The sequence below is a fragment of the Kineococcus deserti genome (assembly GCF_050871945.1).
GTDB lineage: Bacteria > Actinomycetota > Actinomycetes > Actinomycetales > Kineococcaceae > Kineococcus.
The window spans coordinates 78,673-96,668 of the sequence record NZ_JBJLSI010000018.1 but is presented as its reverse complement, the minus strand read 5'-3'; the positions used below and the strand labels follow the sequence as shown (position 1 = coordinate 96,668).

The 17,996-nt window shown below is 73.2% G+C and carries 23 protein-coding genes; 9 read left to right on the top strand and 14 right to left on the bottom strand.

Annotated features, from left to right (window positions below):
* Both ACRYR2_RS14920 and ACRYR2_RS14915 read right to left on the bottom strand, forming a co-directional pair.
* Nucleotides 1–899 (bottom strand): LacI family DNA-binding transcriptional regulator (locus tag ACRYR2_RS14920; RefSeq protein ID WP_432563668.1); only part of this gene is annotated, 899 nt, incomplete at its 3' end.
* A gap of 36 nt (nucleotides 900–935) precedes the next feature.
* Nucleotides 936–1,643 (bottom strand): SDR family oxidoreductase, encoded by a 708-nt coding sequence (locus ACRYR2_RS14915; RefSeq protein ID WP_432563667.1) that lies wholly within the window; start codon nucleotides 1,641–1,643, stop codon nucleotides 936–938.
* A gap of 66 nt (nucleotides 1,644–1,709) precedes the next feature.
* Here ACRYR2_RS14915 and ACRYR2_RS14910 point away from each other — a divergent pair, with 66 nt between their 5' ends.
* The 4 genes from ACRYR2_RS14910 to ACRYR2_RS14895 are packed head-to-tail and all read left to right on the top strand — an operon-like array spanning nucleotide 1,710 to nucleotide 4,888.
* On the top strand, nucleotides 1,710–2,423 hold the full coding sequence (locus ACRYR2_RS14910) for an AzlC family ABC transporter permease (RefSeq protein WP_432563666.1): 714 nt from the start codon (nucleotides 1,710–1,712) through the stop codon (nucleotides 2,421–2,423).
* Nucleotides 2,420–2,731, top strand: a complete 312-nt coding sequence (locus tag ACRYR2_RS14905; RefSeq protein WP_432563665.1) for an AzlD domain-containing protein — start codon at nucleotides 2,420–2,422, stop codon at nucleotides 2,729–2,731. The genes ACRYR2_RS14910 and ACRYR2_RS14905 overlap by 4 nt, the downstream gene beginning before the upstream one ends.
* 31 nt (nucleotides 2,732–2,762) lie before the next feature.
* Nucleotides 2,763–2,969, top strand: a complete 207-nt coding sequence (locus ACRYR2_RS14900; protein WP_432563664.1) for a hypothetical protein — start codon at nucleotides 2,763–2,765, stop codon at nucleotides 2,967–2,969.
* A complete protein-coding gene (locus ACRYR2_RS14895) occupies nucleotides 2,966–4,888 on the top strand; it encodes an NHL domain-containing thioredoxin family protein (RefSeq protein ID WP_432563663.1) in 1,923 nt (640 codons plus the stop codon). Before ACRYR2_RS14900 ends, ACRYR2_RS14895 begins: the two co-directional genes overlap by 4 nt.
* 7 nt (nucleotides 4,889–4,895) lie before the next feature.
* On the opposite strand, the gene ACRYR2_RS14890 is transcribed toward ACRYR2_RS14895, so the two are convergent.
* Nucleotides 4,896–5,672, bottom strand: a complete 777-nt coding sequence (locus ACRYR2_RS14890) for an alpha/beta hydrolase family protein (protein ID WP_432563662.1) — start codon at nucleotides 5,670–5,672, stop codon at nucleotides 4,896–4,898.
* A 97-nt stretch (nucleotides 5,673–5,769) separates the two neighbouring features.
* Between ACRYR2_RS14890 and ACRYR2_RS14885 the strand changes: the two genes are divergently transcribed.
* A complete protein-coding gene (locus ACRYR2_RS14885) occupies nucleotides 5,770–6,012 on the top strand; it encodes a DUF6458 family protein (RefSeq protein WP_432563661.1) in 243 nt (80 codons plus the stop codon).
* 38 nt (nucleotides 6,013–6,050) lie between these two features.
* On the opposite strand, the gene ACRYR2_RS14880 is transcribed toward ACRYR2_RS14885, so the two are convergent.
* Together ACRYR2_RS14880 and ACRYR2_RS14875 are read right to left on the bottom strand one after the other, a co-directional pair.
* Nucleotides 6,051–6,266 carry a DUF4229 domain-containing protein gene (locus ACRYR2_RS14880; RefSeq protein ID WP_432563660.1) on the bottom strand — a complete coding sequence of 72 codons (216 nt, stop codon included), beginning with the start codon at nucleotides 6,264–6,266 and terminating at the stop codon, nucleotides 6,051–6,053.
* Nucleotides 6,263–7,255 carry a helix-turn-helix transcriptional regulator gene (locus tag ACRYR2_RS14875; protein ID WP_432563659.1) on the bottom strand — a complete coding sequence of 331 codons (993 nt, stop codon included), beginning with the start codon at nucleotides 7,253–7,255 and terminating at the stop codon, nucleotides 6,263–6,265. Before ACRYR2_RS14875 ends, ACRYR2_RS14880 begins: the two co-directional genes overlap by 4 nt.
* A gap of 61 nt (nucleotides 7,256–7,316) precedes the next feature.
* Here ACRYR2_RS14875 and ACRYR2_RS14870 point away from each other — a divergent pair, with 61 nt between their 5' ends.
* Entirely contained in the window at nucleotides 7,317–7,889 is a 573-nt protein-coding gene (locus tag ACRYR2_RS14870) for a DinB family protein (RefSeq protein WP_432563658.1), read from the top strand.
* Between the two features lies 1 nt (nucleotide 7,890).
* A complete protein-coding gene (locus ACRYR2_RS14865) occupies nucleotides 7,891–8,328 on the top strand; it encodes a VOC family protein (protein WP_432563657.1) in 438 nt (145 codons plus the stop codon).
* A gap of 15 nt (nucleotides 8,329–8,343) precedes the next feature.
* On the opposite strand, the gene ACRYR2_RS14860 is transcribed toward ACRYR2_RS14865, so the two are convergent.
* The 6 genes from ACRYR2_RS14860 to ACRYR2_RS14835 all read right to left on the bottom strand — a co-directional run bounded on the left by ACRYR2_RS14860 (nucleotide 8,344) and on the right by ACRYR2_RS14835 (nucleotide 14,243).
* Nucleotides 8,344–9,321, bottom strand: coding sequence for a 3-hydroxyacyl-CoA dehydrogenase family protein (locus ACRYR2_RS14860; protein WP_432563656.1), 978 nt, complete (start codon nucleotides 9,319–9,321; stop codon nucleotides 8,344–8,346).
* Nucleotides 9,322–9,373: 52 nt separating this feature from the next.
* Nucleotides 9,374–10,171 (bottom strand): triose-phosphate isomerase, encoded by a 798-nt coding sequence (locus ACRYR2_RS14855; protein ID WP_432563655.1) that lies wholly within the window; start codon nucleotides 10,169–10,171, stop codon nucleotides 9,374–9,376.
* Between the two features lie 30 nt (nucleotides 10,172–10,201).
* Entirely contained in the window at nucleotides 10,202–10,702 is a 501-nt protein-coding gene (locus tag ACRYR2_RS14850; RefSeq protein WP_432563654.1) for a ribose-5-phosphate isomerase, read from the bottom strand.
* A 13-nt stretch (nucleotides 10,703–10,715) separates the two neighbouring features.
* Complete coding sequence (locus ACRYR2_RS14845) at nucleotides 10,716–12,437, bottom strand: dihydroxyacetone kinase family protein (protein ID WP_432563653.1); 1,722 nt, start codon at nucleotides 12,435–12,437, stop codon at nucleotides 10,716–10,718.
* Nucleotides 12,438–12,459: 22 nt separating this feature from the next.
* On the bottom strand, nucleotides 12,460–13,476 hold the full coding sequence (locus ACRYR2_RS14840) for a sugar phosphate isomerase/epimerase family protein (RefSeq protein WP_432563652.1): 1,017 nt from the start codon (nucleotides 13,474–13,476) through the stop codon (nucleotides 12,460–12,462).
* 80 nt (nucleotides 13,477–13,556) lie between these two features.
* Complete coding sequence (locus ACRYR2_RS14835; RefSeq protein WP_432563651.1) at nucleotides 13,557–14,243, bottom strand: GntR family transcriptional regulator; 687 nt, start codon at nucleotides 14,241–14,243, stop codon at nucleotides 13,557–13,559.
* A gap of 54 nt (nucleotides 14,244–14,297) precedes the next feature.
* Here ACRYR2_RS14835 and ACRYR2_RS14830 point away from each other — a divergent pair, with 54 nt between their 5' ends.
* Entirely contained in the window at nucleotides 14,298–15,632 is a 1,335-nt protein-coding gene (locus ACRYR2_RS14830) for a M20/M25/M40 family metallo-hydrolase (protein WP_432563650.1), read from the top strand.
* Here ACRYR2_RS14830 and ACRYR2_RS14825 read toward each other — a convergent pair whose 3' ends face one another.
* Both ACRYR2_RS14825 and ACRYR2_RS14820 read right to left on the bottom strand, forming a co-directional pair.
* The gene (locus ACRYR2_RS14825; RefSeq protein WP_432563649.1) at nucleotides 15,633–16,151 is read right to left on the bottom strand and encodes a GNAT family N-acetyltransferase; all 519 of its coding nucleotides are present in this window, start codon (nucleotides 16,149–16,151) and stop codon (nucleotides 15,633–15,635) included.
* A gap of 40 nt (nucleotides 16,152–16,191) precedes the next feature.
* Nucleotides 16,192–16,974 (bottom strand): SDR family oxidoreductase, encoded by a 783-nt coding sequence (locus tag ACRYR2_RS14820; protein ID WP_432563648.1) that lies wholly within the window; start codon nucleotides 16,972–16,974, stop codon nucleotides 16,192–16,194.
* 68 nt (nucleotides 16,975–17,042) lie between these two features.
* Here ACRYR2_RS14820 and ACRYR2_RS14815 point away from each other — a divergent pair, with 68 nt between their 5' ends.
* Nucleotides 17,043–17,375, top strand: a complete 333-nt coding sequence (locus ACRYR2_RS14815; RefSeq protein WP_432563647.1) for a hypothetical protein — start codon at nucleotides 17,043–17,045, stop codon at nucleotides 17,373–17,375.
* Between the two features lie 62 nt (nucleotides 17,376–17,437).
* Here ACRYR2_RS14815 and ACRYR2_RS14810 read toward each other — a convergent pair whose 3' ends face one another.
* Nucleotides 17,438–17,902, bottom strand: a complete 465-nt coding sequence (locus tag ACRYR2_RS14810) for a hypothetical protein (RefSeq protein ID WP_432563646.1) — start codon at nucleotides 17,900–17,902, stop codon at nucleotides 17,438–17,440.
* Between the last annotated feature and the right edge of the window lie 94 nt (nucleotides 17,903–17,996).

Sequence of the window (17,996 nt, the reverse complement as noted above, 5' to 3'; positions counted from 1 at the left end):
GTGTTGTGGGGGTGGGGGGGCGGGGGGGCCGGGCCCCCCCCCCCCCCGGGGGGAGCGCGCGGCCCCCCCCCCCCCCCCCCCCCCCCCCCCCCCCCCCGGCGACCGGCACGTTCCAGGGCCTCCAGGCAGCCGCGGGCGATCTGGTCGCTCTGGCACACGATCGCGTCGAGGGCGGCGCCCTCGTCGAGCAGGAGCCGCACGGCCTCCCGGCCCCAGCGCTCGTCCCACCGCCCGAACCGCACCTGCCCCTGCGGTGCGAGCCCCGCCCCGCGCAGCGCCTCCAGTGCCCCCGCCGCGCGGTCCTGCGCCGCGGTGTACGTCGGATCGCCCCCGATCACGGCGATGCGCCGACGCCCCAGGTCCAGCAGGTGCTCGACCGCCAGCCGGCCGGCGCCCCGGTTGTCGCAGGTCACCGAGGCGTCGGCCGGGTCGGTCGAGGGCGCGTAGGCGTAGACGACCGGAACGGGGGAGGCCAGCGCCAGCGAGGGCCGCGCGTTGGTCTCGGCGTTCACCACGATCAGGCCGTCGACGTTGCGCGACAACAGCATCTCCACGTGCTGCCGCTCCAGCTCGGCGTCACCGCGCGCGTTCGACAGCAGCACCGAGGTGGAGTGCCGCCCGAGCGCGTCCTCCACGCCGACCAGGACCGGCGTCGAGAACCGGCCCTGCAGGTCGGAGGTGACCAGCCCGATCGTCGACGAACGCCCCAGGACCAGCGACTGCGCCAGGTGGTTCGGCTGGTAGGCCAGTTCCTGCGCCGCCCGCTGCACCCGCGCCCGCGTCTCGGCCCCGACCCGGGGCATGTCCCGCAACGCCTTCGACGCCGTCGCGACGGAAACCCCGGCCGCCTTGGCGACGTCCGACAACGTGGCCCTGCCGGCCGCGCCCGTCCTGTCCACACCCGCTCCCGTCACCACTCGCGGGGGTCAGGGTACCTACCGGCCGAAGCCCTCCGGGACGAGCACCGCTTCGGGCTCACCACTGCGCACCAGCTGCAGGACCGCCTCGGCCACCTGCTCGGCGGTGTGCGGCGGGGGAGTTCCGGGCGGCTGGCGCAGCTCGCCGGCCCGCAGCGAGTCGTGGAACTCCGTGGCCGTGATGAACGGGTACACGGTCGAGACGACGATCCCGTCGGCGGCCAGTTCCCGGCGGGCCACGGCCGAGAGCATGTTGAGGGCCGACTTGCTCGCCGCGTAGGCCCCCACCCCGGGCAGCACCGCGCGCGAGGTGCCGGAGCTGACGTCCACGACCGCACCGCCGCCGCGGGCGCGCATCACCGGCAGCACCGCCTGCAACGCCACCAGCGGGGCGACGACGTTGAGTTCCAGCACCGCGCGGAAGTCGTCCGGATCGACGTCCCGCAGAGGCGCGTGCAACCCCTGACCGGCGTTGTTGACCAGCACGTCGACGCCGCCGAACGCCTCGACGCCCGCCTGCACGGCCGCGCGGACCTGCTCGTCGTCGGTGACGTCGGTGCGCACCGCCACCGCGTGACCCAGCTCGGCGGCCAGGGCCTCGATGCGGTCGGCGCGGCGGGCCGCCAGGACCAGCTTCGCGCCCGCTGCCGACGCCGCGCGCGCCGTCGCGGCGCCGATGCCCGAGGAGGCGCCGGTGATGAGGAAGACCTTGTCCCGTGGTTCCACCCGACCAGCGAAGCACCGCCCCGGCCGTCGGGCCAGACGGGAGGCCGGACGGGCATGCTGGCCTCCGTGACCGACGCCCCAGCCACCCCGCCACCGCCCGCCGACCCACCCGACCGCGCGGCCGTCGTCCGGCAGAGCCTGTCGGTCGCGGTCGCCACCGGCCTGTACGGCGTCAGCTTCGGCGCCCTGAGCGTCACCAGCGGACTCAGCGTGCTGCAGACGTGCCTGCTGTCGCTGCTGCTGTTCAGCGGCGGCTCGCAGTTCGCGCTCATCGGTGTGCTGGGCGGCGGGGGCACCGTCGGCGCGGCCGTGGCCGCCTCCTCGCTGCTGGGAGTGCGCAACGCGTTGTACGGCCTGCAGCTCGGCCCGGTGCTGCGGCCGCGCGGCTGGCGCCGGCTGGCCGTGGCCCAGGTGACCATCGACGAGTCGACCGCCGTGGCCGTGTCGCAGCCGACGCCACCGTTGCGGCGCCTGGGGTTCTGGCTGACGGGGCTGGGCGTCTACGCCGGGTGGAACCTCATGACCCTCGTGGGTGCGCTGGCGGGCAACGCGCTGGGTGACCCGCAGCGGTTCGGCCTGGACGCCGCGGCCTCGGCGGCGTTCGTCGGACTGCTCTGGCCGCGACTGAACGCTCGCGAACCGGTCGCCGTCGCGGTCGTCGGCGCGGTGGTCACGACGGCGCTGGTGCCGGTGATCCCGCAGGGTCTGCCCGTCATCGCCGCGGCGGTCGCCGGCTCGCTCCTCGCGTGGTTCTGGCCCGCGGGATCGAGGGCCGCGTGAACCTCTGGACCGCCGTGCTGGCCGCCTCGGCCATCGCCTTCGCCACGAAGCTGGCCGGGTACGTGGTGCCCCCGGCGCGGCTGGAGGAACCGCGCGTCCGCCGGCTGACCGGGATGCTGCCCGCCGCGCTGCTGGCCTCGCTCGTGGTGCTGCAGACGTTCTCCACCGGTCAGGACCTCGTCGTGGACGCGCGGGCGGCGGGCCTGCTGGTCGCCGTCGTCGCGCTGGTCTGCCGTGCTCCGTTCATCGTCGTGGTCGTGCTGGCGGCGGCGACGGCCGCCGGATCGCGTGCGCTGGGCTGGGGCTGAACTGGGCGTGCAGGTCAGCTGCCCGGGTGCCGTGGCCCAGCCAGTGCTGCGGCGCCGGCAGGGTGTCGGTCGGGTCGGTCCACGACGCCTCGGGCAGTTCCGCGTCCGCCGCATCGACCAGCGCCGCGACGCGTTCGGCCGGCTGAACCCCACGACGGCGGAGGACACCGCCGGGTCGCGGCGAGAACTGCACCGCGGCGCACGTCCCGCAGCGCGCAGGAGGACACTGGTCCGGTGAGCAGCACCACCCCCGCCCGCCGTTCCCGCGTCCGTGCCCCGCAGCTCGTGGGCCGCCGGTGGCTGAACACCGACGGCGACCTGTCGCTGGCGCAGCTGCGCGGCAAGGTCGTCCTGCTGGACTTCTGGACCAGCTGCTGCGTGAACTGCCTGCACGTCCTGGACGAGCTGCGGCCGCTGGAGGAGAAGTACTCCGACGTCCTGGTGACGGTCGGCGTGCACTCGCCCAAGTTCGCCCACGAGGCCGAACCGGCCACGCTCGACGCGGCCGTGGACCGCTACGCCGTCCACCACCCGGTGCTGGACGACCCGGAGCTGACGACGTGGCAGGCGTACGCGGCGCGGGCGTGGCCGACGCTGGTCGTCGTCGACCCCGAGGGGTACGTCGTCGCGTCGATGTCCGGCGAAGGCCACGCGCACGGCCTCGACGTCCTGGTCTCCGAGCTCGTCGCCGAGCACGAGGCGAGGGGAACCCTGCGGCGCGGGGACGGCCCCTACGTGCCACCCCGGCCCTCGGGGTCGGCGTTCCGCTTCCCGGCCCGGGTGGTCCGCTCGCCCGACGGCGGGTTGCTGGTCGCCGACACCGCCCACCACCAGCTCGTGGAACTGGACGCGGACGGTGAGACCGAACGCCGGCGCTTCGGCAGCGGCCGGCGCGGCTTCGACGACGGCCCGGCGCAGGAGGCGACGTTCGCCGAACCCCAGGGAGCAGCGGTCCTGCCGGCCGCGGTCGCAGCGGCGGTCGGGTACGACGTCGTCGTGGCCGACAGCGTGAACCACGCCCTGCGCGGCATCCGCCTGGCCGACGGGACCGTGCGGACCGTGGCGGGAACGGGGAACCAGTTGCGCCGCCGCGAGGGCGGTGGGCCGGCGCTGCAGCAGGACCTGTCGACGCCGTGGGACGTCGCCTGGTTCGACGGCCAGGTCGTCGTGGCCATGGCGGGCGTGCACCAGCTGTGGGCGTTCGACCCGGTCGCCGGGGTCGTGCGGGTGCTGGCCGGCACGACGGCCGAGGGGATCGAGGACGGCCCGGCGCAAGAGGCCTGGTTCGCGCAGACGTCGGGTCTCGCGGTGCAGGAGACACCCGAGGGCGAACTGCTGTGGCTCGTCGACGCCGAGACCTCGGCGTTGCGGACCCTGCGTCGCAACGGGGACCCCGACCGGGAGGTGCACACCGTCACCGACGACCGGATGGCCAACGTCGCCCCCGTGGCCGGGGCGGGGTACGAGGTGACCACCCACGTCGGTCAGGGGCTGTTCGACTTCGGGTTCCGCGACGGCCCGGCCGCGCAGGCGCTGCTGCAGCACCCGCTCGGCGTGGCGGTCGCTCCCGACTCCTCGATCCTGGTGGCCGACACCTACAACGGCGCGGTCCGCCGGTACGACCCGGCGACGGGGGAGGTCTCGACGCTCCTGCGCGACCTGGCCGAACCGTCCGACGTGCTCGTCGACGGCGACACCCTGGTCGTGGTGGAGAGTTCCGCGCACCGGCTCACCCGTGAACTGGTTCCCGCCGCGGTCCGGGTCGACGCCGGGGCGCAGCGCGTGCAGCGCCCGCCGACCGACCTGGCTGCCGGCACCGTCGAACTGTCGGTGAGCTTCACCCCGCCGACCGGCCAGAAGCTCGACGACCAGTGGGGGGATCCCACGCGCCTCGTCGTCGCCTCCACCCCGCCGGAACTCCTGCTCTCCGGAAAGGGTGCGGCTCAGGGGCTGTCGCGGACGCTGGAGTTCGCGCCGGAGTTCACCTCCGGGGTGCTGCACGTCAGCGTCCAGGCCGCGGCGTGCGACGGCGACCCGGAGACCGGCGAGGTTCCGGAGTTCGCGGCCTGCCACCTGTACCAGCAGGACTGGGGAATCCCGGTGCGGCTGGTCGAGGGTGCCGCGGCCGAGCTGCCGCTGGACCTGCGGGGCGCCTGAGGGGGTCTCAGTTCCCGGTCGGGGTGACGTCGCGCAGGTACTGGTCGGCCCACGCGCTGATGATGCGGGCGGCCCGGCGGGCCTGACCGCGGGCGACGAGCAGGTGGTCCGAACCTTCCAGCGAGATGAAGCTGCGTGGGTGCGGGGCCGCCTTGAAGATGGCGCTGGCGTTGTCCACGCTCACCGTGTCGTCGGTGGGGGAGTGCATCACCAGCAGCGGTACCGACAACCGCCGGATCTGCCGCTTCAGGTCGGCGTTGCGGACGTCCTCGATGAACGCCCGCTTCAGCGTCAGCGCCCGCCCGCCGACCAGCCACTGCGCGTGCCCCTCGGCCAGGACACGGTCGAGGAGGGCGTCGTAGTTGTGCTCGACGTGGCGGGGTTCGGAGGGGGCGGCGATGCTCACGACGGCCTGCAGGTCCGGGACCTGGTTGGCGGCGGCGATGGCGGCCGCGCCGCCGAAGGAGTGCCCGACCAGCAGCGCGGCCGGGGTACCGCGTTCGGCCATGAAGGCCGCGGCCAGCACGGTGTCGTCGACCTTGTGCGTGAACGACCCGTCGCCCCAGTCACCCTCGGAGTCCCCCAGACCGAGGTTGTCGAAGCGCAGCATGCCGATGCCCTCGGCGGCCAGCCCCTTGCAGATCCGCGAGGCCGCGGGGGAGTCCTTGCCCAGCGTGAAGCCGTGCGCGAAGATCCCCCATCCGCGGACCTCGCCCTCGGGCAGGTCGAGCAGGCCGGCGAGCCGGTCACCGGTGGAGCTGAAGAAGGAGACCTGTTCTGCCACAGCGGGCCAGACTAGCGACTCCGCCGACCCGGAGGCCCTGGAGGGGGCTGCCGCCCTCCGACGTGCGGCTGCCCCGCCGGGGGAGGACGATCACACCATGCGACTGGGTTCGAGCATCTTCCTCATCGCCCTGGGGGCGATCCTCGCCTTCGCGGTGACCGTCGATCTCTCAGGGATCGACCTGCAGACGGTGGGCGCCATCCTCATGCTCGTCGGCGTCCTGTGGCTCGTGCTCGAGTTCGTCCTCTTCCGGCCCCGCACGCGGCGGACGACCAGCACGGCCCGTCGTGACCCGGGAACCGGATCGACCACCTACGAGTCGACCACCCGCGACCTCTGATCGACCGGTGGTCGACCGGTGATCGACCAGGCCGCGGGTCACTGGCGTCGGCCGGCCTGACGCTGTGCGCGGTCGGTGATGCGCTCGGCGATCCGCCGGCGCTGGTCGCGCAGGAACACCGCGGACAGCACGACCGACAGCAGCACGGCGATGGCGATCGACAGCGGCGCCTCGACCCCGAGCAGGGTCAGCACGCCGAGCGGCAGCACGAGGAACCCGACCCTCAGCAGGGCGAAGGCGATGTACGGGTTCACGCGCGGTTCTCCTCGGGCTCGGACGGTGCGGGGGCCACGGTACCCGCGAGGGCCGCCAGCCTGTCCGACAGGCGTCCGGCGGCCTCGCGCAGTTCCGCCGGTTCCAGCACCTCGGCCGGCACCCCGAGGCGGGCGACGTGCGCGGCGAGCCAGTCCAGGTCGTCGCCGCCGACGACCAGGACGCAGTGGTCCGCGCCGTCGGCCAGCACCTCCCCGACGGTCGGGGGCACCTGGCCGCGGATCTGCGCCGCACCGGCCCGCAACCGGATCCGGGCCAGGTAGCGGTAGGGCGCGGCGGTCACCGAGCGTTGGACGTGACCGGCGGGGTCGGGGTGCTCGCGGGGCCGGAACCGCCACGTGGTGGCCGACACCGGTCCCATCCGGTCCAGCCGGAACGTGCGCCAGTCGTCGCGGTCCACGTCGTGGGCCATGAGGTACCAGCGCCGGCCGGTCGTCACCAGCCGCACCGGTTCGACGGTGCGCTCGTGCGGCTCGCCGTCGCGGCCGGGGTAGCCGAACCGGACGCGGACCAGGTCCCGGCAGGCCCGGGCCAGGGTGACCAGGACATCGGCGTCGATGGTCTCGCCCTCGGGCAGGAGGGTGTCGGTGGCGCCGTGGACCGCCCGGACCTGCTCACGCAACCGGGGCGGCATCACCTGGTCCAGCTTGGCCAGCGCTCGCAGGGCCGCCTCGGCGGCACCCGCGACGCTTCCGGAGGCCAGCCGCAGCGAGACGGCCGTGGCGATGGCCTCCTCGTCGTCGAGCAGCAGCGGCGGGAGCCGGGTACCGGCGCCGAGGCAGTAGCCGCCGCCGACCCCGGCCGTGGCGTGCACGGGGTAGCCGAGGTTGCGCAGCCGTTCGACGTCGCGGCGCACACAGCGGTCGGTGACCCCCAGCTCGGCGGCCAGTTCGCCGGCGGTCCACGTCGGCCGGCGCTGCAGCAGCGCGAGCAGGCGCAGGACCCGCTCGGTGGTGCCCTCGACGTTCACGTCCCGATCCTGTCACCGATCACGGAACGCTCCGGTCCGGGTTCAGCGTCAACCTCGTGCCATGAGCGACTTCACCTGGAACCAGCTGCTGCGCGACCAGATCGAGTGGCACTGGCAGCACCAGCTGCGGGCTCGGCTCGAGGGGATGAGCGACGAGGAGTACTTCTGGGAGCCGGCGCCCGGCAGCTGGAACGTCCGGCCGCGGGGGACGGGAACCGCCCCGGTGCAGGGCGGCTCGGGGGAGATGACCATCGACTTCGCGTTCCCCGAACCCGTGCCCGCGCCGATGACGACCATCGCGTGGCGGCTGGGTCACGTGCTCGTGGGCGTCCTGGCCGCGCGCAACGCCGCGCACTTCGGCGGGCCGGCCGCCGACTACGAGTCCTTCAGGTACGCCACCACGGCCGAGGCAGCCCTGGCCCAGCTCGACGAGCACTACGGGCGGTGGCTGGTCGGCGTCGCAGCGCTGGGCGAGGAGGAACTGCGGCGTCCGTGCGGCCCGACCGAGGGTGGTTTTGCCGGCGAGCCGATGGCGACCCTCGTCCTGCTCGTCCACCGCGAGCTCATCCACCACCTCGCCGAGGTGGCCCTGCTGCGCGACCTGTACGCCCACACCCACCGAGAGGGGAACTGAGGTGGCCCGCGAGTTCCAGGTGACGTTCGACTGCGCCGACCCGGCCGCCGTGGCCGGTTTCTGGGCCGAGGTGCTCGGCTACCAGGTGCAGCCGCCACCGCCGCCCTTCGGCAGCTGGGACGAGGCGCTGGAGGCCCTCGGCGTCCCGCCCCAGCACCGCAACGACGCCTCGGCCCTCGTCGACCCCGAGGGCCACGGTCCGCGCCTGTTCTTCCAGAAGGTTCCCGAGGGCAAGACCGTCAAGAACCGCGTGCACCTCGACGTGCGCGCCGCCCCGGGCCTGCAGGGCGAGGAGCGGATGGCGGCACTGGAAGCCGAGGCCGACCGGCTGGGGTCCCTCGGCGCGACGCGACTGGCCCGGCACGACCCCGCGCCGCCCCTCGACGCCGGGCACCTGGTGATGGCCGACGTCGAGGGCAACGAGTTCTGCCTGGACTAGCGGTTCAGTGCGAGGTCACTCCGCGATCGGCGACGGGCCGAGCTCGGCGAGCAGCTCGCCCATCTTCTGGTACGCCTTGTTGCGGTAGTCGATGAGCGCGGCGAGCTTCTCGGGCTCGAGCTCCAGGAAACCCGAACCGGTCTTCGTGCCGTACTTGCCGGCGGCGACGAGCTCGGTGAGGTTGGCCGGGGCGGACAGGCGCTCGCCGAAGTGGTCCTCGAGGACCTTGAAACCCTTGGCGTACACGTCGAGGCCGGCCATGTCGGCGATCGCGAACGGCCCGAAGAACGGCAGCCGGAAACCGAAGGTGGTGGAGACGATGGTGTCGACGTCGGCGGGGGTGGCCACACCCTCCTCGACGACCGTCATGGCCTCCTTCAGCAGGACGTACTGCAGGCGGTTCAGCACGAAACCGGGGACGTCCTTGACCTGGGCGCCGCGCCGGCCGGCGCGGGTCAGCAGGTCGTCGATGAGCGGCAGCACGGCCGGGTTCGTCGCCTCGCCGGTGACGAGCTCGACGCCGGGGATGAACGGCGCCGGGTTGGAGAAGTGCACGGTCAGGAACAGCGACGCGTCCTCGAACGCCTCGGCGAGGACCTTCACCGGGATGGTGGAGGTGTTGGTGCCGATGATCGTGCCGGGGGCGACGGCCTTCTCGACGCGGGACAGGACGTCCTTCTTGACGGCCGGGTCCTCGAAGACGGCTTCCTCGACGAAGTGCACGTCGGCGACGGCCTCCTCGATGGAGTCCGCAGGGTGGAACTTGGCCTTGAGGACCTCGGTGCTGCCCTGGGCGAACAGGCCCTGCGCCTCGAAGAGCTCGGACTCCTTGAGCAGACGCTCGTAGTTGCGCTGCGTCGACTCCTTGTCGGCGTCGGCGAGCCAGACGTCGTTGCCGGCCAGCGCGAGCGACTGGGCGATGCCGCCGCCCATGTAGCCGGTGCCGATCTGGGCGACCTTGGTGATCTTGTCGGTGCGGGGTGCGGTGGGCACGGGAGGTCTCCTGTGGGATCCGACGTGCTCCGGGCAGGAGACCTCCCGCGCCTCAGGCGCGGTCGGCCGCCGACTCGGAGCTCGTGCTGTTGGTTGCGTTGAGCGGGTGGGCCGCGATCTCCTCGATCACGGCCCTGAAGTTGGCGACGTCGTGGGCGAAACGGCCCAGGAAGAGGCCGTCGACGCCCTCGGCGACGTCGGTGAACATGCCCGGGCCGGCGCTGCCGCCGTAGAGGATGCGGGTCACCCCGCGACGGTGCGACAAGGCGTCACGCAGCCGCGTGGTGACCCCGACGACGTGCTCCGGCGGGGCCGGTTCGGTCTGCCCGATGGCCCAGTTCGGCTCGTAGCCGATGACGACCTCGGCCTCGGACGGGACGTCCTCGAGCGCGGCCAGCACCTGGCTGATGGTGCTGCGGGCCGCGTCCGCGACGTCGATGCGGACGTTCTCCCCGATGCAGACCAGCGGGACCAGGCCGTTGCGCGCGGCCGCCGCGGCCTTGCGGGCGGTGACGATGTCGTCCTCGGCGAACATCCGCCGCCGTTCGGCGTGGCCGATCTCGACGTACCGGGCCCCGGCCTCGCGCAGCGCGGCCGGGGACACCTCGCCGGTCAGTGCCCCGAAGTCCTCCCACGACGCGTCCTGCGCGCCGATGGCGATCGAGGTGCCGCGCAGCAGGTCGATACCGGTGGTCACGGTGAGGAAGTCGGGGATGACGAACGCGTCCACACCCGACTCGGCGACCACCGGACCGAGGGTGGCCACGTCGGCGAGGTAGCTGCGCGTGCGGGCCAGCGAGAAGTACATCTTCAGGCTGACCCCGACGAGCGGGCGGGGACGGGTCGTCATGGTGGGCAAGGCTCCAGGTCTCGAAGGGTCTCAGCAGGACCCGACGGTACCTGCCTCGCCCTCCGTCCCGGACTCGTACCCGGTGATCGCGTCGACCTTGGCGGCCGAGGCGGAGGTCTCGTCGAAGACGTAGCCCAGGAACTCCTTGGCCAGCCGGCGGGCCAGCTCCTTGCCGATGACGCGCTCGCCCAGGGTCAGGACCTGACCGTTGTTGGACAGCACCAGCCGCTCGGCCGAGAAGGAGTCGTGCGCGACCGAGGCGCGGATGCCCGGCACCTTGTTCGCCGCGATGGCGACGCCCATGCCGGTGCCGCAGACCAGGATGCCGCGGTCGGCCTCGCCGGCGGCGATCTTGCGGGCCGCCGCGACGGCCACGTGCGGGTAGGCGGTCTTGTCGTCGTCGCCGTTCACGCCGACGTCGATGACCTCCTTGACCCGGGGGTCCTTGAGCAGGTCGGCCTTGATCGCGTCCTTGTAGGACACCCCGGCCTCGTCGGCGGCGACGACGACGCGCCACTGCAGATCAGTCATGTCGTTCCCTTCCTCAGAGCTTGTCGGCGACGGTGCGGGTGACCAGCGCCAGGGACACGGCCCCGGCATCGGGGTGGCCCAGGGACCGTTCGGCCAGCGGCCGGGCGCGGCCGATCTGCGGACGCAGGTCCTTGGTGGCCTCCGCCGCCGCGGTGGAGGCCTGCGCGGCGGCGGTGAAGGCCGTCTTCAGGTCCTCCCCGGCCGCGACCTGCTCGGCCAGCTTCTCGGCGAAGGGCACCTGGGCATCCAGCATCGTCTTGTTGCCCACCCGCGCCCCGGCCAGCCGCATGACGGCCTCCACCGAGGCGGTCGCGCCCTCGGCGACCTGCTGGGCGCTCGGGGTGCCGGCATCACCGAGCTTGTCGGCGAAGGCGTGCAGCAGCACCCCCCAGATCACTCCGGAGGTGCCACCGGCGCGGTCGGCCCAGGCGCCCCCGGCCGCGGACAGCGTGGCGCCGGCCCCGGCCCCGGCGTCGGCGGCGGCGCGGGCGGCCTGGGCGGCGGCGACCGAGCCGTTGACCATGCCGGTGCCGTGGTCACCGTCACCGGCGATGGCGTCGATGCGGCCCAGTTCGGCCTCGGCGTCCTGAAGGACGTCGCGCACGGCCTCGATGAGTTCGGCGACCTTGCGGCCGGCGGCCTGGGCGGCCTCGGGGGTGCCGGAGTAGTCGGCGACCTCGTCCTCGGGCACCTCGTAGACCGGCGCCGGGGTGGTTTCGATGACCGGGCCGATGGACACCGCCGGGCACTGGGCCGGGGCGGTCCACAGCCTTTCCAGCTCCTCATCCAGCCACGTCACGGTCAGCGAGGCGCCGGCCATGTCCAAGGAGGTGACCAGCTCACCGACCTGCGGGGCCACGATCTGGTAGCCGGCCTGGCGCAGCCGCTGGGCGATGGGGCCGTAGAGCAGGAACAGCTCCTCGTACTTGGTCGAGCCCAGGCCGTTGACCAGGACGGTGATCTTCCCGCCGTGGCCATCCTCGGCGCCGACGCCTTCGGGCTTGCCGGCCAGGACCTTGTCGACCAGCAGGTCGGCGATCTCGGAGGGCGTGCCGATGGGTTCCTCGCTGATACCCGGCTCGCCGTGGATGCCCAGCCCGACGCCCATGTGGCCTTCGGTGACGGTGAACAGCGGCTCGCTCTCCCCGGGCAGGGTGCAGCCGGCGAAGGCGATGCCCATCGAGCGGGTCACGTCGTTGGCGTGGCGCGAGACGCGCACCACGTCGTCGAAGGAGTAGCCGGCCTCGGCCGCCGCGCCGGCGATCTTGAAGGCGACCACGTCGCCGGCGATGCCGCGACGTTCACCATTGGCGCCCTGGCCCTCGGAGGCGACGTCGTCGGTGACCACGAGCAGTTCGGCCGGGATGCCCTCGGCGCGCAGCCGTTCGGCGGCCAGGCCGAAGTTCAGGATGTCCCCGGCGTAGTTGCCGAAGCCCAGGACCACGCCCCCGCCGCGGTGGGCGGCCTTGGCCACGTCGTAGACCCAGCGGGTGGAGGGGGAGGCGAACACGTTGCCGCACACCGCGCCGTCGGCCAGGCCCGGCCCGACGTAGCCGGCGAAGGCGGGGTAGTGCCCCGAGCCGCCGCCCACCACGACGGCGACCTTGCCCTCGGGGGTCGCCGTGGAGCGGATCACGCCGTGCGGCACCGGCTGGACGTACTGCGAGTACAGGTCCACGAAACCCGCGACGGCCTCGTCGACGAACGTCGCCGGGTTTCCGAAGATCTTCGTCATGCGAACGGTCTCCTTCGATCGCTCAGTGGTTCGCAGCGCCGCTGCTGAACGGCTGGTACGGGGTCACCTTGGGCAGCACGCGGCGGATGTACTCCCGGTTGGTCGCGCCGACGCTGATGCTGTCGCCGCCGTAGTGTTCCACGCAGAAGGCGCCGCGGAAACCGGCCTCGATCGCCATCGAGATGGCCTTGCGGTAGTTGATGGTGCCGAACTCCAGGGGAGCCGGGTGGGTGCGCACCGAGCCGGTCGACGGCTCCTCGTCGCGGTAGTAGTTCTTCAGGTGCCAGTAGTTCGTGTAGGGGAACGTCTTGGCGGCGATCTCCTCCCACGGCTCGACCTCGCGGTGCAGGCGCAGGATGTTGCCGAAGTCCGGGTTCAGCCCGACGTTGTCGTAGCCGACGTCCTGGACGAACTGCACCATGCCGTCGGCGGTGCCGAGGTAGGTGTCCTCGTACATCTCCAGCGCGATCTGGACGCCGACTTCCTGGGCGTGCTTGGCCAGTTCCTGGATCTTGCCGACGGCGACCTTGCGGACGTCCTCGCTGAAGTCGTCGGAGTAGCCCGGCTCGAGCCAGAACCACAGCGCCTTGGCCTGGGCGGGGGTGAAGCCACGCATGAACCCGAAGTTCACCACCGGGATGCCGATCGCAGCGCACGCGTCGATGGCGCGGTGCGAGTAGGCGAGGTTCTCGTCGGCCTTCTCGTGGTCCATGACCGAGCGGCGCGAGGTGGAGAAGGCCGGGATCTGCAGGCCGGCGGCGCGGATCGTCTGCGCGAACTCCTGCTGCCGGGCCGGCGACAGGTCCGCGATGCGGATCCACGTGTCGGTGGGGTCGATGCAGGTGTAGCCCGCGTCGGTCATGACCTCCAGCGTCTCCAGCCAGCCCTCGGCCGGCTGGTCCTGGACGGTCGAGCCGTCCTTCAGGACGTGCGGGTGGGGCATCATCGGCACGGTGATCGGCCAGTTCTGCCGGGTCAGCACGTCGGGGAAACCGTCGAACACGCGGGTGCTCGTGGTGGTGTGCGCGTCGTCGCTCACGTCTCACTCACTCCAGTAGTCGTCGTCGTCGTTGCAGATTCTATAGAAAATCACGTCGCTTGGCGAGCGCCTCGCCGGAATCACCCGACCGCGCGGTCGAGCACGCCGTGCAGGTGCCGGCGCATCGCCTCGGCCGCGGCCTCCGGGTCGCGGGCCTCGAAGGCGCGCACGATCGCCTCGTGCTCGGCCACGCTCTCCTGCGCATCGCTGACCCGTTCCTCGACCTGGTGCAGACGCTGCACGAATCCGCGGAAGGAGTCCAGGGTCCGGACGATGAACGGGTTGCCCGTGCCCTCGGCGAGCAGCTCGTGGAAGGACCAGTCGGCCTCCAGGTAGTGCTTGAAGCCGGCGTAGCCCGGCCCGGTCGGCGCCTGGCGCTGCTCCTCGACCGCGGTCCACAGCCGGGCGACGAAGGCGTCGTCGGCCCGGGCGCAGGCGCGCTCGGCGTTGCCCGGCTCGACCAGCAGGCGCACGTCGACGAGCTGGCCGAGCTCCTCGGCCGACAGCAGCGGTGCGGCCCGGTAGCCGCGCCGGGCGGTGCGCACGACCAGCCCCGTGCCCTCCAGCCGGGCCAGGGCCTCGCGCACCGGGGTGGCCGAGACGCCGAGGCGGTCGGCGAGCAGCTGGGTGCGCAGGGCCGAGCCGGGCTCGAGCCCGCGGTTCATGAGCAGCTCGAGGATCGCGTCGTGCACGGTGTCGCTCAGGCCCCGGGGAGTCTCCAGCGACCAGTCCTGCGCGTCGCCGGCGCTGGCGGGGGCGTGGTCCATGGCACCGGGACGCTACCCGAGGCTCACCGGTGGGCTTCGTCTACGGTGTGGGGCGTGAGCCCGGACGCCTCCCAGACCAGCCCGAACGCCGCCGAGTCCGAGGTCGTGGACCTGTGCCGAGACCTCCTGCGCATCGACACCTCCAACTACGGGGACGGTTCTGGTCCCGGCGAGCGCGTCGCGGCCGAGCACGTCATGGAGCTGCTGCACGAGGTCGGTCTGCAGCCGGAGTACGTCGAGGGTTTTCCCCAGCGGGGCAACGTCGTCGTGCGCGTCCCCGGTGACGAGCGCGGGACGGCCGAGCGCGGCGCGCTGCTGCTGCACGGCCACCTCGACGTCGTGCCGGCCCAGGCCGCGGACTGGAAGGTCGACCCGTTCGCCGGCGAGATCGCCGACGGCTGCCTGTGGGGCCGCGGCGCGGTCGACATGAAGGACATGGACGCCATGCTGCTGGCCGTCCTGCGCGACATCGCGCGCACGGGCGCCAAGCCCCCGCGCGACCTCGTCTTCGCCTTCCTCGCCGACGAGGAGGCCGCCGGCGTGCAGGGCGCGGAGTGGCTCGTGGAGAACCGACCGGAGTTGTTCGAGGGCGTCACCGAAGCCGTCAGCGAGGTGGGCGGTTTCTCCCTCGACCTCGACGGTCAGCGCACCTACCTGCTGCAGACGGCCGAGAAGGGGCTGGCCTGGCTGCGCCTGGTCGCCCACGGCCGCGCCGGGCACGGTTCGCAGGTCGGCACCGACAACGCCGTCACCCGGCTGTGCGCCGCCGTGACCCGGATCGGTGAGTACACCTGGCCGCTGGAGTACACCGCGACCGTCCGGCAGTTCCTCGAAGGCGTCTCGGAGATCACCGGGGTGCCGTTCGAGGAGACCGACCCCTCGGCGCTGCTGGCCAAGCTCGGCACCACGGCCCGCTGGGTCGGCGCGACGCTGCAGAACACCTCCAACCCGACGGTCCTGGACGCCGGCTACAAGCACAACGTCATCCCGGGGTCGGCGAGCGCGCTGATCGACACCCGGTTCCTGCCGGGCCGGCGCGACGACCTCCTCGAGGTGATCCGGCAACTGGCGGGGGAACGGGTGGACGTCGAGGTCGTCAACGAGAACGTGGCCCTGGAGACCGAGTTCGCCGCGCCGCTGGTGGACCGCATGCAGGCCGCGCTGCTGGCCGAGGACCCGGGCGCGAAGGTGCTGCCGTACTGCCTGGCCGGCGGAACCGACAACAAGTCGTTCTCGCGGCTCGGCATCCGCGGCTACGGTTTCGCCCCGCTGCGGCTGCCGGCCGGGATGGACTTCGCGGGCATGTTCCACGGCATCGACGAACGCGTCCCGGTGGACGCGCTGGAGTTCGGGGTGCGCGTCCTGCAGCGTTTCGTCGCCACCTGCTGATCACCCCTGGGTTCCGGGCGAGACGACGAACAACTGCGACGGGCCCTCGTGCCACAGCCCGTCGACCACCCCGAGGTCCCGCATGCCGATCCGCGCGGCCGTGGCGCGGCTGGGGTGGTTGTCGGTGTGGGTCAGGGCCCACACCTCGGGGTGCCCGGCGGCGAAGGCCTCCAGCACCGCCTGGCGGGCACCGGCTGCGGCGTAACCGCGTCCGGTCGCGTCGGGGTGCAGGTACCAGCCGACCTCGATCTCGCCGTGCAGGGCGTTCGGGGCGCGGAACAGCAGCACGCTGCCGACCGGGGCGGCGCGGTCGGCCGCGACGATGGCCCGGGTCCCCAGCGGTTCGTCGAAGTCCAGGGCCCACTGCGTGATGCGCTGCCGGGCCTGCTCGACGTCGGTCAGCGGCGCTCGGCTCGCAGAGCCGAACCAGCGCGTCACCTCGACGCGGGACAGCAGGTCGAACAACCTGGGCGCCTCCTGCGGGCGCCACAACCGCAGGGTGACGTCGGGCAGGTCCACGAGGTCACTGTGCCAGAGCCGTCGTGACTGGTGGACCGGCTCAGCGAGCCGACCACCCTCCGTCGGAGGCGATCGTCTGACCGGTGACCCAGTCGGCCTCGTCGCTGAGCAGCCATCCGGCCAGCCGGGCCGTGTCGGCCGGGGCGCCCCAGCGTGCCCCCGGGTTCGCCGCGGCCACCGCCGCGCGGCCGGCGTCGTCGGCGTACCCGGTGTCGTTGGGGCCGGGGTTGATGCAGTTCACGGTGATCCGGCGCGGCATCAGGTGGACGGCCAGGCTGCGGGTGAGCTCGTGCAGCGCCGCCTTGGAGGCGATGTACGGCAGTTCGGCGGGCATGGCGCCGTGGTACTGCCCGGAGGTGAACAGCAGGACCCGCCCACCGGGTCGGTCGTCGTCGTGCTGCGCGGCGAAGGCCTGGACCAGCAGCAGGCTGGCCCGGGTGTTGACCGCGAAGCTGAGGTCGAGTTCGGCGGCGGTCAGCTGCTCCAAGTCCTGCAGGCTGCTGCGCGCGTGGTTGGCCACGAGGGCGTCGACGTGGCCGAAGGCGTCCCGGGCCGTGGCGATCACCGCCGTCGGCGTGCCGGGATCGGCGAAGTCGGCACTGAGGTGCTCGACACGACCGCCGTCCTCGCGGAGCTCGGCGAGCAGGGCTTCGGGACCGCCGACGTCGGCGCCCCAGGGCTGTTCGGCGTCGTGCGCGGACCAGGTGTGCAGGAGCACCGCGGCGCCGTCGGCCACGGCCCGGCGGGCGATCGCCGCGCCGATGGCGTTGCGTCGGCTGGCTCCGGTCACGACGACCACCCGGTTCTGCAGCGGTTCGGTCATGGCGTGATGCTGTTCGACACGCGTGGTCGGGCGCACCTGGTTTTCGCGCCCGGCGTACGGTGGTGCCCGTGCCCCGCCACGACCGCGACGAGATCGCGCGCCGCTCCGGTCACGCCAGCTGGCAGCAGGCCGTCGAGGCCACCGCCGACCTCCCGCAGCAGCAGGCGGCGACGTTGCTGGGCGTCAGCCACCCGACGATCCGCACCTGGCGGGCCGAGCTGGGGCTCGGGACGGCTGCCCGCCGGCCGTCGACGGCCGAGGTCAAGGCGACGTTCCTGGCCGACCCGACCGACCCTCGCCACGGCTCGGCGAACGGCTACCGGAACCTCGGGTGCCGGTGCCAGGGGTGCACGGACGCGTGGACGGCCTACCAGCGGGACCGGCGGGACGCGGGGCGCTGACGCCGGCGTGACCTCCGCGGCTCGCTCCGCCGCGCTGCCACCGGCGCCGGGGCCGGGTGCGGCTAAGCCGTTCCGGGCAGCGCGTCGAGCGCCTCGCGGGGACTGGCGCCGTTCGCGCGGCCCGCGACCACCGCGTCGATGAACCCGACGAGCTGCTCCTCGACGGTGGCGCCTGCAGCGCGGTCCCAGTCCTCGCCGGTGAGCTCGGCGGCGAACTCGGCGAAGCCCTCGGCGGCCGCGGCGCGGTCGGCGTACTGGTCGCCGGTGACCTGCTGCCAGTGCTGCCAGGCGCTCGGGAAGGCCAGACCCTGTTCGCGCGACTCCGCGTAGCGCAGGACGGTACCGACGGTGGCCGCGTCCAGGCTGTGCGGCGCGAGCGCCAGGGCCGTGGCCGCCGCGGGGTGGTCGGCGATGATGTCGAGGGTCCCTGCCCGGTCGGCTTCGTCGAGGAACCGCTCCAGGCTCCGGTGGTTCCCGGCGGGCCAGGGCATCTTGTTGGCGGCGTGGGTGCGCCTCGAGGTGGCCATGCCCGTCCTGTTCGATCGGTGGAGTGTCCCCAGGATCATCGCACGCTGGACGGAGGGTGCCGGGACCAGGAGTGTCCCGACCCGGCCGCGACCA

What these genes read in the sequence shown, in the direction of transcription:
- ACRYR2_RS14810 (WP_432563646.1), bottom strand. Translation starts at nt 17,902, where the DNA reads ATGGCCACCTCGAGGCGCACCCACGCCGCCAACAAGATGCCCTGGCCC.
- ACRYR2_RS14870 (WP_432563658.1), top strand. Translation starts at nt 7,317, where the DNA reads ATGAGCGACTTCACCTGGAACCAGCTGCTGCGCGACCAGATCGAGTGG.
- ACRYR2_RS14835 (WP_432563651.1), bottom strand. Translation starts at nt 14,243, where the DNA reads ATGGACCACGCCCCCGCCAGCGCCGGCGACGCGCAGGACTGGTCGCTG.
- ACRYR2_RS14855 (WP_432563655.1), bottom strand. Translation starts at nt 10,171, where the DNA reads ATGACGACCCGTCCCCGCCCGCTCGTCGGGGTCAGCCTGAAGATGTAC.
- ACRYR2_RS14885 (WP_432563661.1), top strand. Translation starts at nt 5,770, where the DNA reads ATGCGACTGGGTTCGAGCATCTTCCTCATCGCCCTGGGGGCGATCCTC.
- ACRYR2_RS14820 (WP_432563648.1), bottom strand. Translation starts at nt 16,974, where the DNA reads ATGACCGAACCGCTGCAGAACCGGGTGGTCGTCGTGACCGGAGCCAGC.
- ACRYR2_RS14850 (WP_432563654.1), bottom strand. Translation starts at nt 10,702, where the DNA reads ATGACTGATCTGCAGTGGCGCGTCGTCGTCGCCGCCGACGAGGCCGGG.
- ACRYR2_RS14845 (WP_432563653.1), bottom strand. Translation starts at nt 12,437, where the DNA reads ATGACGAAGATCTTCGGAAACCCGGCGACGTTCGTCGACGAGGCCGTC.